Source organism: Streptomyces sp. NPDC051364, assembly GCF_040682115.1.
Lineage (GTDB): Bacteria > Actinomycetota > Actinomycetes > Streptomycetales > Streptomycetaceae > Streptomyces.
Window position 1 is genome coordinate 627356 of sequence record NZ_JBFBAH010000002.1, and the last position, 17061, is coordinate 644416.

At 71.0% G+C, this 17061-nt stretch carries 14 protein-coding genes and 1 pseudogene; 4 read left to right on the forward strand and 11 right to left on the reverse strand.

Translation table 11 applies throughout. The features are described from left to right. The 3 genes from AB0M76_RS06580 to AB0M76_RS06590 all read left to right on the forward strand — a co-directional run bounded on the left by AB0M76_RS06580 (position 1) and on the right by AB0M76_RS06590 (position 2018). Positions 1–1212, forward strand: coding sequence for an ROK family protein (locus tag AB0M76_RS06580; RefSeq protein WP_365951836.1), 1212 nt, complete (start codon positions 1–3; stop codon positions 1210–1212). Between the two features lie 4 nt (positions 1213–1216). Further along, positions 1217–1381, forward strand: coding sequence for a hypothetical protein (locus AB0M76_RS06585; protein ID WP_365951837.1), 165 nt, complete (start codon positions 1217–1219; stop codon positions 1379–1381). 175 nt (positions 1382–1556) lie between these two features. Then, positions 1557–2018, forward strand: coding sequence for a hypothetical protein (locus AB0M76_RS06590; RefSeq protein WP_158714720.1), 462 nt, complete (start codon positions 1557–1559; stop codon positions 2016–2018). A gap of 15 nt (positions 2019–2033) precedes the next feature. On the opposite strand, the gene AB0M76_RS06595 is transcribed toward AB0M76_RS06590, so the two are convergent. The 11 genes and pseudogenes from AB0M76_RS06595 to AB0M76_RS06645 all read right to left on the reverse strand — a co-directional run bounded on the left by AB0M76_RS06595 (position 2034) and on the right by AB0M76_RS06645 (position 15514). Beyond that, on the reverse strand, positions 2034–4109 hold the full coding sequence (locus tag AB0M76_RS06595) for an ATP-binding protein (RefSeq protein ID WP_365951838.1): 2076 nt from the start codon (positions 4107–4109) through the stop codon (positions 2034–2036). A 533-nt stretch (positions 4110–4642) separates the two neighbouring features. Continuing rightward, positions 4643–5218, reverse strand: a complete 576-nt coding sequence (locus AB0M76_RS06600) for a hypothetical protein (protein WP_365951839.1) — start codon at positions 5216–5218, stop codon at positions 4643–4645. Further along, positions 5215–6562 (reverse strand): annotated as a pseudogene (locus AB0M76_RS06605) (hypothetical protein). The gene AB0M76_RS06600 and the pseudogene AB0M76_RS06605 overlap by 4 nt, the downstream one beginning before the upstream one ends. Then, complete coding sequence (locus AB0M76_RS06610; RefSeq protein ID WP_365951933.1) at positions 6559–7365, reverse strand: ABC transporter ATP-binding protein; 807 nt, start codon at positions 7363–7365, stop codon at positions 6559–6561. Before AB0M76_RS06610 ends, AB0M76_RS06605 begins: the two are co-directional and overlap by 4 nt. 153 nt (positions 7366–7518) lie before the next feature. Further along, positions 7519–8337, reverse strand: coding sequence for a zf-HC2 domain-containing protein (locus tag AB0M76_RS06615; protein ID WP_365951840.1), 819 nt, complete (start codon positions 8335–8337; stop codon positions 7519–7521). Next, positions 8334–8894: an RNA polymerase sigma factor gene (locus AB0M76_RS06620; protein ID WP_365951841.1), complete on the reverse strand. Its 561-nt coding sequence runs from the start codon at positions 8892–8894 to the stop codon at positions 8334–8336. Before AB0M76_RS06620 ends, AB0M76_RS06615 begins: the two co-directional genes overlap by 4 nt. A 477-nt stretch (positions 8895–9371) precedes the next feature. Continuing rightward, entirely contained in the window at positions 9372–10283 is a 912-nt protein-coding gene (locus tag AB0M76_RS06625) for a MerR family transcriptional regulator (protein WP_365951842.1), read from the reverse strand. Positions 10284–10746: 463 nt separating this feature from the next. Then, positions 10747–11280, reverse strand: coding sequence for a transposase (locus AB0M76_RS06630; RefSeq protein WP_365951934.1), 534 nt, complete (start codon positions 11278–11280; stop codon positions 10747–10749). Beyond that, on the reverse strand, positions 11277–11816 hold the full coding sequence (locus AB0M76_RS06635; protein ID WP_365951843.1) for a winged helix-turn-helix domain-containing protein: 540 nt from the start codon (positions 11814–11816) through the stop codon (positions 11277–11279). Before AB0M76_RS06635 ends, AB0M76_RS06630 begins: the two co-directional genes overlap by 4 nt. 408 nt (positions 11817–12224) lie before the next feature. Beyond that, complete coding sequence (gene araA, locus AB0M76_RS06640) at positions 12225–13736, reverse strand: L-arabinose isomerase (protein ID WP_365951844.1); 1512 nt, start codon at positions 13734–13736, stop codon at positions 12225–12227. Between the two features lie 83 nt (positions 13737–13819). Continuing rightward, positions 13820–15514: a ribulokinase gene (locus AB0M76_RS06645; protein ID WP_365951845.1), complete on the reverse strand. Its 1695-nt coding sequence runs from the start codon at positions 15512–15514 to the stop codon at positions 13820–13822. 513 nt (positions 15515–16027) lie between these two features. Between AB0M76_RS06645 and AB0M76_RS06650 the strand changes: the two genes are divergently transcribed. Then, on the forward strand, positions 16028–17026 hold the full coding sequence (locus AB0M76_RS06650) for an ABC transporter substrate-binding protein (protein WP_069918238.1): 999 nt from the start codon (positions 16028–16030) through the stop codon (positions 17024–17026). Positions 17027–17061: the final 35 nt, after the last annotated feature.

Below are 17061 nucleotides of genomic sequence, written 5' to 3' on the forward strand. Positions count from 1 at the left end.
ATGACGGGGACCGGCAGGGGGAGCGGGGGCGCGGAGGCCGCGCCCGCCTCGCAGCAGGGGATGCGCCGGCGGAACCTCGCGGTGGTGATCGGCGTGGTCGCCGCGCACGGCCCGCTCTCCCGGGCGGACGTGGCCGGGCACACGGGCCTGACCAGGCCGGCCGTCTCCTCCATGGCCGACGAGCTCATCGGTCGAGGAGCGCTGACCGAGACGGAGACCGCGCCCAGCGGACGGGTCGGCCGCCCCGGACGGGCGCTGGCCCTGAACGATCGGGGTCCCGCGGGCCTCGGCCTGGAGATCGGCGTCACCCATCTCGCCGCGTGCGTCGTGGACCTGCGCGGTGAACCCCGGGTCTGGCGTCGCGTGGAGCGGGCCAACGCGGGCCGGCCGGCCGGAGAGGTGCTGGCGGAGGCCGCCGCGCTGGGCGCCGAGGCGGAGTCCGAGGCCGCGGCCCTCGGCCTGCGCGTCGAGGGCCGCGTCCTGGCCGTGCCGGGGGTGGTGCCGAACGAGCCGGGCGGACTGGTCGCGAAGGCTCCCAACCTCGGCTGGCAAGCCGTCCGCCCTGCCGACCACTGGCCCGACCCCGACACCGCGCCCGAGCCGGAGAACGAAGCCAACCTCGGGGCGCTGGCAGAGCAGTGGTACCAGGGAAACCCCGCCGAGACCTTCGTACACGTCTCCGCCGAGGCCGGAATCGGTGCCGCACTGGTCATCGGCGGGCAGCTGTTCCGGGGCGCCCGCGGCTTCGCGGGCGAACTCGGCCACCTGCCCGTCCACCCGGAGGGCGCCCGTTGCGCCTGCGGGGCGCGCGGTTGCCTGGAGCAGTACGCGGGCGAAGCGGCCGTGCTGCGCGAGGCCGGGCTGGGGCGCGTCGGCGACCCGGTGGCCCTGCTGGCCGAGCGGGCGGGAGCCGGGGACGCGGCGACCCTGCGCGCCCTGGACCGCGCAGGACGGGCCCTGGGCCTCGCCCTCACCTCGGCGGTGAACCTGATCGACCCGGACGGCCTCGTTCTGGGCGGCGCCTACGCCGAACTCGCCGACTGGCTCCTCCCGTCCATACGCGCCGAACTGGCCGCCCGGATCACCGTCCGGCCCTGGACCCCGGAGGCGGTACGACCCTCCGCCCTGGGGCGCCGCGGACCGGTGCTGGGCGCGGCCTGGTCGACCGTCCGAGAGATCATCGCCGATCCCACTCGCCTGCCGGCCCGGTAGTGCTGTGACCGCGTGGGTTCGCAACGGCGACCAGTACCGGTGGGGCTGGACCGGCACGGCCATCTCCGGCGATCCGCGCGTCCACGGCTGCTCAGGGGTGGCGCGGAGCGACTTCCTGCTCGTGGACCTGTTCCGGGCGCCGCTGGGCGTGCAGGCCCCGGGACCGTGACGGTCCGGGGCCTCGTGCGGTGCACTGCCTCCCGGCCGTGCCTGGCGTGACGGGTCCGGGCATGAGTGGGCCGCAGTGGACTCCCCTTGGGCCCTCGGATGGACACGTTCCCCGACCATGATCGGGAACACGCGGTGCGCATCAGGTGCACCGACATGTCTGCCTTGGAGGTCCGATGGCAAGCAAGGTGATACGCAGGTCTGGCAACACGGTGTTGGCGCTGCTGATGGCGGCCGGGGCCGTCGCGGTGATGCCGGGTACCGCGGCAGCAACGAGCGGCGGCGGGTGTGGGACGAGCCGGCTGGTCGGCTCCGTGCCGGATCCGAGCAGCCCCGTCCCGCGCCAGCTGCGTACCATCCTCGACGTCCGCACCTGCATCAGTGCCCGTGGGGCCAGCGTGTACCCGGACGCTTACGTCACCCCGGTCATGCAGCAGGCTCCGTGCTCTCTGCAGATCTCGTACGTCGGACCGAACGGCAACAGCAACCGAGAGACGCCCCGCTACGCCTCGGGCCGCATCGTGTACCAGCAGCCGGCCGGCGGGGTACGCGGCACGTACCGCACGGTGCTCCACCTGAACTGCATGTTCGCCGACAAGGACAGGGCGGAGAGCCCGGATTTGCACCTGGCCTGGTAGGCCGGGCACGCGGCTTCAGGGATGGGCCCTGCGGCAGAGCTCGCGAACCCACAGGTGGTCGCTCACCTGGTGCAGGGCTTTCGTCAGGTGGCGCCGGTAGGTTCCGAACGGCAGTCCCAGACGCAGCGCGGCGGACTGTCTGGTGCGTGCCGAGTCGATGAACGTCGTCGTCAGCAGGGCGTGGAAGGGCTCGGTGCCCGGGTTCTCGCGCAGTGCGTCGACGGCGTCCATCAGCCCGTGCCGCACCCGGGCCGCGGGGTCTGCTTCCTCGTATCCGGCGAGCAGTGCGCTGCGGGTGAGCGGGTTGGCTTGGAGCGCCGCCGGTCGGTGCCAGTTCGTGAAGGCGTCGTGGAGGGCACGCTCGAACTCGGTGCGGCTCAGTGCAGCCGGCTCACCGGTGTCGGGCGTGTCCCGTCCCGCGTGCGGATCCGTCCCGTCGAGTTCGAGCCGTCCGATGACGGTGAGCCATTGCCGCAGGGGCATGGCGCGCCAGTCGTGGGCGTACAGGATGGGTACGCGGTCGTCGGTGCGGGGTGCAGAAGCAAGCGGATGCTGGTCGAGGTGGGTGAAGAACGGGCGCCACCACTGCGTACCGGCCAGGGCGACGTAGGACCAGGCCAGGTTCTTCGAGTGCAGGATCTGGGCGAGCACCCGGTGCAGCAGCATGTCCGTGATCGGCGACGGCCCCTGCTGACCATCGGGTGGGACGAGGAAGCGCGCGACGGCGAGGTGCTCGCCGTCGCGCAGCGGTGCGGTCGCGCGGCAGTGCTCCCACACCGTCGCGAGGACCGGGTCGGCGGACGTCTCCGGCCCATCGGGCTTCCGCAGCTCCAGCCATGCTGCGAAAGCCACGGGCTCGCCGGTGTCGGTCCGGCGCAGCACCCGGAAGGCGTGTGGGCGGCGGGCGAGCCAGAACCCGGCCGCAGCCGCCGCCTGAGAGCCTTCGGCGCGCTCGGTGAGCCCGAGCAGTGCTTCGCGATCCCGGGAGTGGTAGTGGTCCTCATGGACGGAATCCGCTTCCTGCCACGTCACAAAGCGCCCCATGAAGCCACCCGGCCGGTGAAGGTGTGTCAGAGCCATGGCTGCGGGGAGGGCGGAAGGGCCCCTGGCTGTGAGGGCGCGGGAGACCACATGGGTGCGTACCCGCTCATGCATGTCCGCGTACCCCTGCGGGTCTCGCCACCTCATGTCGGCGTCGAGGACCGCGCGCACCGCGTCGTGCGGAGACAGCCCGCTCGGACCGGAGTCGATGTAGGGCTGTCGGCGAAGCCAGTCGAAGAGCGGCGCCGGCGCCGTGCCGGGCAGGACCTCCCTCAGCAAATCCTCCGTGGTCGCCCGCGTGTGGGCGCACACCTGAAGGGCCCGGAGGTGATCCGGACAGGGCACGTCGCCGACGAGGTGATCGCGCAGTCTCCGGACGAGATCGTGGGGCGGGTGCCACATCGCCGGGTGTGTCGGGCCGTAGGCGGCGGTCGCAGCGGCCAGCCGCAGTGCCAGGGGGTGCCCGCCGGCGAAGTCGAGCACTTTCTCGTGCAGTTCCGGCCGCACTCCTTCGGAGTGCAGCAGCTCTGCGGCAGAGTCCGCGGCCAGTTCCGCAAGCCGGACGACGCGCAGGGCCCGCCGCCAGCCGGAGTCGGCGACCCACCGGTCGGCCGGTGCGCGCCGGGCCGTCATGACGACGAGAGTGCCCCTCGGAAGCAGCGGGAGGAAGCGGTGGGGAAACTCTTCCTCCCATGCCTCGCACTGGTCGGCGTCGTCCACCAGCAGGACGGCTCGCTCGTGCATGCGGACCTGGTCCGCCCACACCCCCCAGAGCACGGGCCAGCAGGTGGTCCTTCGCAGACCGACGCGGACCACAGGCCTTTCCGCCGCCTCGGCCTCGTCCTCGAACCGCTGCAGCAACGTCGACTTCCCGATCCCGCCCGGGCCGTGCAGGCACAGAACCGCCAGCGTGTCGGCATCGTCGGGACGGCCGCCAAGAGCCTCTCGGAACAACCCGATCTCTGCCTCGCGTCCCACGAACAGTCCCCGACGTGCGGCACGCAGCCGGCCGTACAGCTGCGCCCCTTCGAGGCTCGGGTCGTCGGACATCTGTATCTCCCATGCCTGTGTATCGGTTGGTCAGTGGAGGGGAAAGTGAGGGGAAAGGTTCACGTGGCGGTTGCGGTCTGTGGGCGTTGCCTTGGCTCTCCCTCGGCACGGCGGCTCCATGGCGATCACTGGGCGCTGAGCGGGTTCGAGGGCGACTGGTGGTATGGCAGCCTGGTGCGGCCTCTGAGCGTCGTGGGCCCGGCCAGGCGGCGCCTTGGCTCTCGGCCCGGATCCGTACACCGGTACGGCTGGGTGGTTGGAGGATTCCTCGGCCTCGCCGGTGACGAGAAGTACCTGCCGTGTCGCGCCGCGGATCCGGGCCAGGTTTCGGGGCCCGCCAGTTGCCCGGGCACCACCGCGCCGGTCGCCTACCTTCGGGTGGATGACTGCAGACACCGCACCTGTGCGGTGCCCGGCGTGGCGGACGCGGGCACGTTGTCTCCCGCACGGCGGCTGCCGTACGGGCATCGACGGCACCGCTGGCGGATCCGCACACGATCACGGCCGTGCCCCGATCCGGTGGCCCGGTCCGGCTACCGTCTCGGTCCCGCGACAGCGTAGGCCGCGGTGCCGGCAACCGTGAGGACCAGGGCCGTCCAGGTGCCCGCCGCCGTGCCGGGCGGCAGCAGCATCCAGGTCGCCACCTGCATCGGCACACCTGTCGGGGGCGGGGCGAAGAACGAGAACGAGAGCCAGGTGAACGGCAGCGTCCAGGCGTACTGGCCGCCCAAGAGCGCCGCGCCCAGGGCGACCAGTCCCATCATGCCCGCGCTGTCCCGGACGACGAACGCGGTGGTGGCCATGTCCTCGCCCATTGTCTGCACGGTCAGCAGCACCGTGCCGACGACCGCGCCGATGAGCAGCACGTGTGCTGCTCTTCGGGGCACCCAGCGGATCGCGGCCGTCCGGTCCAGCGCGAGGTCCTGCCCGCTGAGCCCGATCGAGGCTGCCATCGCCCCCGTAGCGAGGATGAGCACGGGCAGGCGCGGATCACCGGGTCCCTCGCCCCCGTCCCGGAGCAGTGCCCACACCGCCACCGCGCTGATCACCACTGCGGCGAGTGACGCGGGTACCTGACGCGAGCGTGCGTACAGCGTCAGCCATCTCATCGGGACGCACCGCCGTTCAGTGCATCGAACGCGTCGCCCTTGCAGGAGAGCGCGGCGGCGCGCATCGCGTTGATCCGCGAGAGCTGCTCGGCCCGCGGCAGCGCCTTGAGTTCCGTCCACACCGGGCGGGCCGCGGCGTCGACCTCGCGGCGCAAACTTGCTGACCCTGTGCCGGGCAGCGACCTGAGGTCCCCGAGGACCCAGCCCACGGCGACGGTCTGCGCGAATTCATCATTCCCGAAGCTGCTCCAGCCGACGGGGGTGCACCCTGGCACCATGCCCTTGGCGATCAGGGCCCAGGTCAGCTCCTCGCCCTTCGCTGCGGCGATGATGTTGTCGTCGAAGTCGAAGAGCACGGTCTTGCCGGACCACTGCGGCGTGGAGCCGTCCGGCAGTACGGCGGTGTTCTCCCGGACCGAGACCGGCGCCTGCCCGCCCAGGGCGCCGTGCAGCAGGCGCAGCGCCTCCTTACCGGGACCCGCGAGGTCGGCGAGTCGCGCCTGGTGCGTCTTGGTCACGCACACCGGACCGTCGCACACCAGCTCCGCGGCGGCCTTGTCGAGGACATACATCCGGCGCGGGTCGGAGGGGAGGACGAGCAGGGCGATCGCCGCGCCGGCCAGGACGGGCGTCAGGGCGATCAGCCGGGCGCGCGGGGTCGCGGCGACCAGCAGCGCGAAGCCGGTCGCGGCCATGCCGAGCAGCCAGATCGTCTGCCCGACGTGCACGGAGGCGGAGAGCGTGACGAGTACCTCGCGCACCTCCTGCACCGCCGGTGACAGCAGCGAGACCCGGTTCGGCTCCGTGCCCAACGACATGTGCATGAGGGCCGTGAACACGAAGGCGCCCATGGCCAGCGCGGGCGGGGTGAGCGCGCCCGGCCCCCATGCCCAGCACGGCTCCCGCGACGAGAGAGAGTGCCCCCACCAGCGAGATCGGCAGCCATCCGACGTGCGTGTACTCGGTGTTGGGGAGCACCTGGACCGCGCCCACGAGGACGAGGAGCGCAAAGGCCGAGGCCAGCGTGATCGCCGTCGCGCCCGCCAGCGTGGCCGCGCGGTGCCAGGCGGGACGCGATGTGGTCGTCAGCAGCTCGGACACCTTCGAGCGGTGGTCGCGCAGGCCCTGCAGCGCCCCGAGCCCCACGGCCAGCGGCCACAGGTAGCCCAGCAGGGCGCGGGTCCACAGGGCCATGGACGTCCACTGGGCCGTCCACGCCGTGGTGCCCCTCCACCACGCGGCGTCCACCAGGTACAGGAACGCCAGCGCCGTCGCCAGGACCACGACGCCGGCCCACGGCGCGATGGAGCGCTTCAGCTCGATACGCAGGACGCGGACGTTCACCAGGTGCCCCTTGTCTGCTCGGGGGTCAGGAGCAGCGCCGAGTAGCCGCGCTCCAGGGGGCTGTCGCCCACGTGCTCGGGGCCGCCCGCCGCGGCCAGCTCGTCCGGGGTGCCCTGGAAGACCAGCCGGCCCTCGGCGAAGAGCACCACGTCGGTGCAGGCGGCGGCTACGTCCTCCACCAGATGGGTGGAGACCACCACGCACGTGTCCGTGCCGAGCTGCTGAAGCAGCTCGCGGAAGCGCAGCCGCTGCGCCGGGTCCAGGCCGACCGTCGGCTCGTCCAGCAGCAGGATCGTCGGGTCGTTGACGATGGCCTGTGCGATGCCGACCCTGCGCACCATGCCGCCCGACAGGGCCTTCATTTTCTCGTCGGCGCGGTCCGCCAGACCCACCCGCTCCACGGCGCGCTGCACCGCCCCGGGGATGTCCGCCTTGGGCACCTCCTTCAGCCACGCCATGTACTCGACGAACTCGCGCACCGTGAAGCGCTTGTAGTAGCCGAACTCCTGCGGCAGGTATCCGATCCGGCGGCGCAGCGCACGGTGCTCGCCCATGCCGCCCGCGGACTCGCCGAGCAGCTCCAGGGTGCCCTCGGTGGGGCTCAGCACGGTGGCCAGCGTCCGGATGAGGGTGGTCTTGCCCGCCCCGTTGGGGCCGAGCAGACCGTGTACGCCGATGCCGAGCTTCAGGTCGAGCCCGTCGACCGCCATCCGGTTCCTGCCGACTCTGACCTTCAGCCCGATGGCCTGGATCTCCCAGGCGTAGGCCGTCGGTGCGATGTCAGCCGCGCTCACCGCGGTCATCATGTGGTGTTCCTTACGTTGTTGGTGGGTTGATTCCGGTCACTCGTAGGACCGGGAGATCCAGGCATGCCGGTGTGGCTGTGGTGTTTCAGCCACTCATTGGGATGCGCGCGACAAGATCGCCAGGTAAGGACACACTGGCGAGGCCGATGGTCATCGATGGGCTCCCAGCACGGAGTACGCGCCCCTGCGGGCGATCACGACACCGATGCCGAGCGCGAGGATCAGCCCCCACACGGGCAGACCGTCCGTCTGCAGGGCGAAGGTCGTACGGCTGGCGGCCAGGGTGGGCGCCACGACTACGGCGGCCCACACCGCCACCAGCGCAACGGCCGCACGGGTCACGCCGACGACACCGCCGAGCGCCAGGGTCGTCGAGGTGAAGGCCAGACAGGGCAGCAGCCACTGCGCGGCCGTCATCCCCGTCACCCAGCCGGCCGCCAGCAGCGCGGGGACGACCACGGCGAGCACGGAGGCGGTGCGCCGCAGCACCAGGTACAGCCCGGCCCTGGGCGCCGAGGCCGTCAGCTCGTACGCCGGGTCGAGCCCGCGCGACCACGACGCCGCGACGCCGAGCACGGGCAGGACCGGGGAGAGCAGAAGTACCAGTGACACCTCGCTGGATCCGGTGCCGACCAGGTCGAGCAGGAGAGCGAGCAGTGTCACGCTCACGACCATGGCCAGCCACGGCACCATCACCGGCGTCATCCACGCCGACAGCCACGCCGACCAGCGCCGCCGGCGCGGCATCGTGGCGGTGGCGGCCAACTGGGGGCCGAGGCCGGACCACACCGTGTCGACCAGTGCCGCCACGGCGGACGCCTGCGCCGTAACGGCGGCCGACAGCCGGTCACGGCACACCCGGCACGCCTCCAGGTGGGCCTCCAGGGCCCACAACTCGTCGGCGGCGATGTCCGTGTCGCCGCGCGCGTAACCGTCGATGATCCGCATCGACGCATGCTCCACGCTCATACCAGCGCCCTCCGCATCGCAATCCTGGCCCGGCGGGCACGGGTCTTGACCGTGCCCTCCGGCAGCCCGAGCAGGACCGCGGTCTCCCGGACGGACAGCCCGTCGAGCACCATGGCCTGCAGTACCTGCCTGAGCTCCGGCGCGAGGCGCCGCAGCGCGTCGCCGACGTCACCGCCGACGGTTGGTCCGAGCGCCTCCTCCTCGGCGGCAGGCGCCGCGTCGGGGAGAGCGGCGGCCAGCGGCGGCTCCGCGTGGTGGGCCCTACGCCGGAAGGCGTCGACGAGGCGCCGCGCCGCGATCGTCCACAGCCAGCCGACGGCCGTCCCGCCCACCGACGCCCCCGCGAACGCACCCGCCGCGCGCCACACCGCCAGATACGTCTCCTGCATGACCTCGGCGACGATCTGCTCGTCCGCGCAGCGGCGGCGCAGCCGCACCGCCATCCACGGCGACGTACGCCGGTACAACTCCTCGAACGCGGCACGGTCGCCCTTGGCCACCAGCCGGACGAGACGCTCCTCGTCCAACTCGTGCAGCACTGCTCTGACTGATCTCACACCTCCTAGACGCCCGAGCCGGGCCGCAGGTTTTCCCACCGACGTGATCCCCGCCACATGTGGGAAAACCCGTGGGTTCCACTCACCTGAAGTTTCGCCGCTATGCAGCGGTAGCTTCGCTGGTCTGGACGGTCTCGCGGAATAGGGCGGGGGGAGAGCTCGGAGTACCGGATCGACTCGCCTTCGCAGTGGCCGGACAGCATGATGACCAGGGCCCGGTCGCTGCCGTGCTCGAAGATGCCGTCTCTGGTGATCCAGCGGCTCCAGCCGCGGGCCTCGCCCAGGGCTCGGGCCGTCTGCGGGGCCCGGACAAGCCAAGGGTTGGCCAGGTCAGCGTGCCGTTCCCGGTCGAACCGGTGAAAGTCCCGGACCGTGGTGAAGAGCGGCAGCTGCACCCAGCCCGTGATCACACGAGGCGGATCGGGAACCGGTGGTCGCTTCGCTTCAACCCACGCGGGGCAGGGGCGGTACGGCCGGTCAGGCTTGATCCGCGGCACGCAGGGCTCGCGCCAGCCACTCCAGCTCCTCGGACGCGTCGGGAGACGAATACTGTCCGCGCACGCGGGCAACGAGCCTGCGGTAACGCTCCGCCCCTGCCTCGATCCCGGCTTCCAGGCACAACAGCACGGCGGCCCGATCGGCGTCGCCGAACAGCTCGGACAGCACTTCGGCCGCTGCCGGTCCCTCGGGGGCGATCCCGCGCTTTCTCACCTCCGCGACGGTCTGCACGACCTGCCTGGCCCACCAGATGGACGCCCCGGGGGCACGACTCTGCCCGGGGACCGGGGTACTCAGCTCCAGCATGGTGCGCATCCGGGCTCGGAAGCCGGGGTCCCGCACCAGCTCGGCCAGTTCGATCCAGGCGTCGACCTGCTCGGGTGTGGGGTCGTCGGGCAGTTCGATGCTGAAGGTGCGCATGCGGTCACGCAGGCGCGGGTCGACGTCGAGACCGCCGAACACCTCCTCCTTGAACTCGTCGATGATCTGCTTGCGTTCGGCGGCGGAAAGCCGTGCCAACCGGTTCATCAGTGCTGTCTCCTCAGCGGTCGAACCACGTTTCGATACGGTGGACAGGACGGCCCGGCTCACCTTGAGGGAGCGGATCTGCGCGTCGAGCGCGGCCACGTGCGCGTCGGCGACCTCGGCGACCGTGGTGCGGCCGCTCAGGACGCGGCACACGTCCTCGAGCCCGAGGCCCAGCTCCCGCAGGGTGCGGACCAGCTCGACGCGGGCCACGGACTCGGCGTCGTACAGCCGGTAGCCGCTCGCGGAGCGGCCCACGGGCGGCACCGCTCCCTCGTCCGACCAGAAGCGCAGGGTGCGCACCGGAAGGCCGGTGCGGTGCGCGAGCTGGCCGATGGTGAGCACGTCGGGGCGTTCGTCTTCCATGGGCGAGATCCTGGACCCTCCAGCCGCTGGAGACTCAAGCGCCCGGGCGCGCGAGCCGGTGGATCTTGACATCGAGGGGCTTTCCGCCGCTTGCCGTGGCGGTCATGCAGGTCCACAGGAGCTCGTGAGGACCTGGCACACGACGGGGCTCAGCGAAGGCGCATCAGCCCCGAGCCGCGGCTTGAGATCGCCACTCGAACGGTCCACCGCATACGTGCTGAGCAGGGCCTTCAGCCGGTCTCGGGTTGTCGAAGATCTCCACCCCATGTAGCTGGGCGGACACCAACCAGTCCCGCAGGATGCGCGTGTACGTACCCCATGACGAGGGCGCCGGGCAGTTCTCCGTTGGCCGCAGGCGAAGCCACTGGTTCGCGGCCGCTGTCGCCCGCAGCCCTTGCTCGTCCTCGAAGAGCAGGTCGTCGTCGACGAGGAAGGCCACGAGCCACGACAGTTACTGAGGCTTTCAAGGTGGAGTCGGTTTGAGGGCCAGGCCTGTGGCGGTGAGGCACCCGTCGATCAGGTGGGGTCGGAGCTGGATTCTGCGTAACTCGCGGCGGAGTGTGCGGTCGAGGTCGTCGGGTGTGCCGAAGGCGGTGTTGGCCATCGCTCTGCGCACGAGTGACCAGACGGCCTCGACGGGGTTCAGGTCGGGTGCATATGGCGGGAGACGGATCGTGGTGAGCCAGTCGTGTTCGGCCTCGTACTGCTTCATCCCTGCAGCCAAGTGGGTGTTGAGGTTGTCCCAGACCACCACGATCGGGCCGCCGAGCTGGATGTGCGCGCGGACCAGGAGGTCGCGGTAGTCCTTCCAGGAGAAGCTCTTGCGTGCGCCCTTGAGGAGGAGATGGGCACGGGGCCGGTGGATGAGACGGCTGTTCTCGCCGGGTTTGTAGCAGCACAGGGCCGCCACCGAGGTCCGCCTGCGGGAGCGGCCACGGACGCGGATGACGGGGGTGTGTCCGCGCCGGCCCCAGGTGCGGGCGCGGGGCGGCGTCATGGAGAATCCGGCCTCGTCCTCGAAGAGGATCCAGCCCCCGTGGGCCGCCGCGAGGCTTTTACCCGCGGCCACACCTCCTTCTTCCACAGCTCGACCGCGTGCTCGTCGCGTTCGAGGGCTCTGCGAGCGGGTGCCTGCCAGGACCAGCCATGCCGTTTCAGTAGCCGCCACACCGTCGGCAGCGACAGACTCACCCGCAGCCGACGGCGGATCACCGCCTGGACCCGGGCAAGCGTCCACCGCTCATCGTCGAAGCCCTGCGCCGACGGGCCCTTGCCGAGCTCTTCCTCCAGCACGGCGAACTGGGCATCGGTGATGGTCGGGGAGTTCGCCGGACCCGCGGAGCGAAGGGCCTCCATGCCGCCCTCGCGCCAGGCACGACGCCAGCGTTCCACCGACCGCACACTCACCCGCAGATCCTTCGCGATCGCCGCGGTCTTCTCACCCGCCACGAACCGCACGCCGGCCTGAAGCCGGATCCCCTCGCGAAACGCCCGACGCTCAGCGGTCAGGCCCCCACCCTCCGGATACCTCATACCACCGGCATACCGCAGGGATCATGAACCGTCACCACCCGACGACAACCCGAAATCCTCAGTAAGCGTGAACAACGGCTGCCTCTCCTCCGCACGGGTGCATCCGACGGAATCGGCCGGTCACGTCGTGCGCGTGTCTGGGCAAGCGGCGACACCCGTTCGACGAGACCGGCCTGACGGTGCACAAGTTGCGCGCCGGGGGAATCCCTCGTTGGCGCGCTTGATGCGGCGCCACTGGTTCTGGAGGTACATCGACTGCGCCTGAAGGATCAGTACGGGCCCGGGCCTGTGCTCAGGTGGTGGAAGACGCCCGCTGAGGCTCGGCGGCTCAAGGCAGGGGCGGGGATCGATCGTCGAGGCCGGTCGGCCGGCGCCCGGCTGCGCGGACCGGGCTGGCCTTCAACTGGTTCACAGTCCCAGTGCCAGCCGGTAGTAAGCCTGGTTCCAGCGGAGATCGCGCCGGAACTGCTTCGGGGTGGTGGTCGCGTCGATGAGGGCGAGCTCCAGGCGGAGCATTTCCGCCAGGTCGTCGAGGTGGTCGGAGGTCAGGGCGGTGCTGAGGACGGTGTGGTGCGGTCCTCCGGCCGTCAGCCAGGATTCGGTGGAGGTCCGCAGGTCGGGGCGGGGCCGCCAGACCGCGCGGGCGACGGGCAGTGCGGGCAGCGGGTGAGGGGGTGCCACCACGTCGATGTCGTTGGCGATCAGGCGGAAGCGGTCGCCGAGGTCGGCGAGGCCGACCACCACGGCCGGGCCGGGTGCGGCGTCGAACACCAGGCGCACGGGGTCCTCCCGCCCGCCGATGCCGAGGGGGTGGATCTCGCAGCTGGGCCTGGAGGCGGCGATGGTGGGGCAGACTTCCAGCATGTGCGCGCCGAGGATGAGCTCGTTGCCGGGTGTCAGGTCGTAGGTGTAGTCCTCCATGAAGGAGGTGCCGCCCGGGAGGCCGGCGGCAGCCACCTTGAGGGCGCGCAGCAGGACGGCGGTCTTCCAGTCGCCCTCTCCTCCGAAGCCGTACCCCTGGGCCATGAGCCGCTGGACCGCGAGGCCGGGCAGCTGGCGCAGTCCGCCCAGGTCCTCGAAGTTGGTGGTGAAGGCCCCGAAGCCGCCCGTTTGGAGGAAGGTGCGCAGGCCGGCTTCGATGCGGGCCGCGTAGCGCAGCGCGTCGTGCCGTTCGCCGCCCGGTCGCAGTTCCGGCGCCAGGTCGTACAGGTCGGCGTACTCCTCGACGAGGGAAGCCACGTCGGTCTCGTCCGCGCTGTCGACGACCTTCACCAGGTCGTTGACGCCGTAGGTGTTGACGGAGACGCCCAAGCGCAGCTGGGCCTCGACCTTGTCGCCCTCGGTGACGGCCACGTCGCGCATGTTGTCGCCGAAGCGGGCGACCTTGAGGGTGGCCAGTTCGGATCGTGCGGCGGCCGCCCGCGCCCAGATCGCGACGCGTGCGCTCGTCTCGGGATCGGTGACGTGGCCGGCCACCGTTTTGCGGGGTACGCCCAGACGGGTCTGGATGTGCCCGAACTCGCGGTCTCCGTGGGCGGCTTGGTTGAGGTTCATGAAGTCCATGTCGATGGTGTCCCAGGGCAGGGTCACGTTCGACTGGGTGTGGAGGTGCAGCAACGGCTTGCGCAGCGCGTCCAGTCCGGCGATCCACATCTTGGCCGGCGAGAAGGTGTGCATCCAGGCGATCAGCCCGATGCACCGGTCGTCGGCGTTCGCGTCGAGGCACACCCGGCGGATGGCGTCGGCGTCGGTCAGTACCGGCTTCCACACCACGCGCGCGGGAATGCCGGAGGCGTCGGCCAGCGCGGCGGCGATCTGCAGCGACTGTTCGGCGACCTGCTTCAGCGTCTCCTCCCCGTACAGGCCTTGGCTGCCGGTGAGGAACCAGATTTCCTGGGCGGGGGATGTTCGGCTGGGCACATGGACTCCTGAAGGTGACGTCCCGCAACGGTGGTGAGGGCGGCGGGTGGGTGGGAATGCGGGAACGGACAACGGGGCGGGGGTCAGCCCGCGGTGTGGGTCGTGTCGCGGATGTGCCTGAGGCGGTGCAGCAGGCCACCCGTGGCGAAGTGGTCGTGCAGGAGCCGGTATTCGACGAAGAGGGCGTCGTACGCCTCGGCCCGGGTGGCGTCGGGCAGGTAGACGGCCGGCAGCCGGCGGCCCATGGCGGCGGTGGCCGTCCGTACGTCGCCGTGCGCGCCGGCGGCTACGGCGGCGTGGATGGCCGACCCGAGGGCGGGGCCCTGGTCGGACGCGGCCAGGGATACGGGGCGGCGCAGCACGTCGGAGTAGATCTGCATCAGCAGTTCGTTCTTGGCCAGTCCGCCGGCGACGATGAACTCGTGGACCGGTACGCCGCCTGCTTCCAGGGCCTCCACGATGACGCGGGTGCCGAACGCGGTGGCTTCGAGCAGTGCGCGGTAGACGTCCTCGGGGCGGGTCGCGAGGGTGAGACCCACGATGACTCCGGAGAGGTGGTGGTCGACGAGGACCGAACGGTTGCCGTTCAGCCAGTCGAGGGCGACCAGTCCGTGGCCGCCGACCGGCTGGCCGGCGGCCTTCCGGGTCAGCAGGGTGTGCAGGTCCTCGCCGCGGTCGGCGGCCTCGGCGAGGTAGTCCGGCGGGACGCCTTGGTCCAGTACCCAGGCGAAGATGTCGCCGACCGCGCTCTGGCCGGCCTCGTAGCCGTAGGTTCCCTCGACGATCCCGCCGGCCACGACACCGCAGATGCCGGGGACGTCGGCGAGGACGGGGGCGTTCACGACGTGGCAGGTGGAGGTCCCCATGATGGCGAGCAGTTGTCCGTCCTCGACTGCCTGGGCCGCCGCCGCGGTGACATGGGCGTCGACGTTGCCCGCGGCCACGGCGATGCCGGGGCGCAGCCCTGTCCACGCTGCCGCCTCCGTACTGAGCGAGCCCACTCGTGAGCCCAGTGCGGAGAGGGGGAATTCGAGGCGGGTGCGTGCGAAGTCGGCGAACCGGGGGTTCAGTGCGGCCAGGTACTCCTCGCTCGGGTAGGCGCCGTCCTGGTGGATGCCCTTGTATCCGGCGGTGCAGGCGTTGCGGGACTCGGTTCCGGTGAGCTGCCACACGATCCAGTCGGCGGCCTCGATCCACCGCGCGCAGCTTTCGTAGACGAGCGGGTCTTCTTCCAGGACCTGGAGCGCCTTCGCGAACTGCCACTCTGCGGAGATCCGGCCGCCGTAGCGGGCGATCCACTTCTCCCCGCGGGCGTGGGCGAGTTCGTTGATGCGGTCGGCATGGGACTGGGCGGCGTGGTGCTTCCACAGCTTGGGCCACGCGTGGGGCCGTCCGGCGAGCTCGGTCTCGGCGAGGGGAGTCCCGTCGGCCAGCGTGGGCAGGACGGTGCAGGCGGTGAAGTCGGTGGCGATGCCGATCACCGCGGCGGGATCGATCCCGGCCGCCGCCAGGGCCTGCGGGACGGCGCGACGCAGTACGTCCCGCCAGTCCTGGGGGTGTTGCAGGGCCCAGTCCGGAGGCAGCGGCGCACCGCCTTGCGGCAGGTATCGGTCGATGACGCCGTGCCGGTAGGGGTGGACCGCCGCGGCCAGCTCCTGACCGTCGCGAACCCGCACCACCACGGCGCGGCCCGACAGGGTGCCGAAGTCGACACCGACCGTGTACTGCTCCGATTCCTCGGAAGGAGGGGCGGGCGCGAGGAGATGGGGTGACGTCAACAGAGTGCCTTTCGAAGGAGCCGTGGGCGGCACGCGGCGCGGCCCGGCAGCCGGAGATGCCGTCCCGACCATCCTGGCGGTCGACGGAGGATCCGATGAGCTTGCAGTGTGAGCGCTAACAATGTCGATAGGCAAGGGGTCTGCGTGGATCATGTGGGAGACCCTCATGGTGCGGCGGCCTTCGTATACGGGGCTGCGGCTCGATATGCCTTTGATGCGAGGCGGGTTGAGGTCTTCGATTCGGGTAGGTGGGGTCGATGGTCGCGCGAACGGATGGAGTCCGCGTTGTTGTCGCACGTGACGCGGTAACGGACAGGTAACGCGCGCAAAGGGGTTGAGAACCCGGCTTGTTAGCGCTCACAATGCGACGGCGCCCCCTCAAGGGCATCCCGCTCCTGTCGCCCCGCCCCCGCCCCCGGCCCCCGCCCCGGCCCCGCCACGCCCATGACCACGGGCGCAGCCCGGCACCGGCCGTGCGGAGCCTCATCCGTAGCCCCCGAAAGGACACCCGTCATGGCTCGCAGAGCAGCCCTCGTCCTCACCGTCGCCCTTCTCGCCTCCTCGGCGCTGACCGCCTGCTCGACCGAGGGTCCCACCTCCGCCCCGGCCTCCGGGGCCAAGACGGGCTCCGGCGGCACGATCACCATGGGCTTCGCCCAGGTCGGCGCCGAGAGCGGTTGGCGTACCGCCAACACCAAGTCCGTCCAGGAGGCCGCGAAGAAGGCCGGGATCGAACTCAAGTTCTCCGACGCGCAGCAGAAGCAGGAGAACCAGATCAAGGCGATCCGCACCTTCATCCAGCAGAAGGTCGATGTGATCGCCTTCTCGCCGGTCGTGGAGTCCGGCTGGGACACGGTGCTCAAGGAGGCCAAGGACGCGGGCATCCCGGTCATCCTCACCGACCGGGCCGTGGACACCAAGGACACCTCCCTCTACAAGACCTTCCTGGGCTCGGACTTCGTCAAGGAGGGCAAGTCCGCGGGCGAGTGGCTGACCGGCGCGTACGCGAACGAACAGGGCCCGGTCAACATCGTCGAGCTCCAGGGCACCACGGGCTCAGCACCCGCCAACGACCGCAAGGCCGGCTTCGCCGATGCCATCCGTGCCGACGGCAAGTTCAAGATCGTCGCCTCGCAGACGGGCGACTTCACCCGCGCCAAGGGCAAGGAGGTCATGCAGGCGTTCCTGAAGTCCCAGAAGGACATCGACGTCCTCTACGCCCACAACGACGACATGGCCCTCGGCGCCATCCAGGCCATCGAGGAGTCCGGCAAGAAGCCCGGTACGGACATCAAGGTGATCTCGGTGGACGGAATCAAGGACGCCTTCGTCGCCATGACCGAGGGCAAGATCAACGTCGTGGTGGAGTGCAACCCGATGCTCGGCGACCAGCTGATGGAGCTGGCCAAGAAGGTTGTGGCGGGGGAGAGCGTGCCGACCCGGGTCGAGACCCAGGAGGGCGTCTTCCCGCAGGACAAGGCCGCGGCCGCCCTGCCGTCCCGGAACTACTGACGCGACAGGTTTTGGTGCCGGAGGAGGCCCGGCTC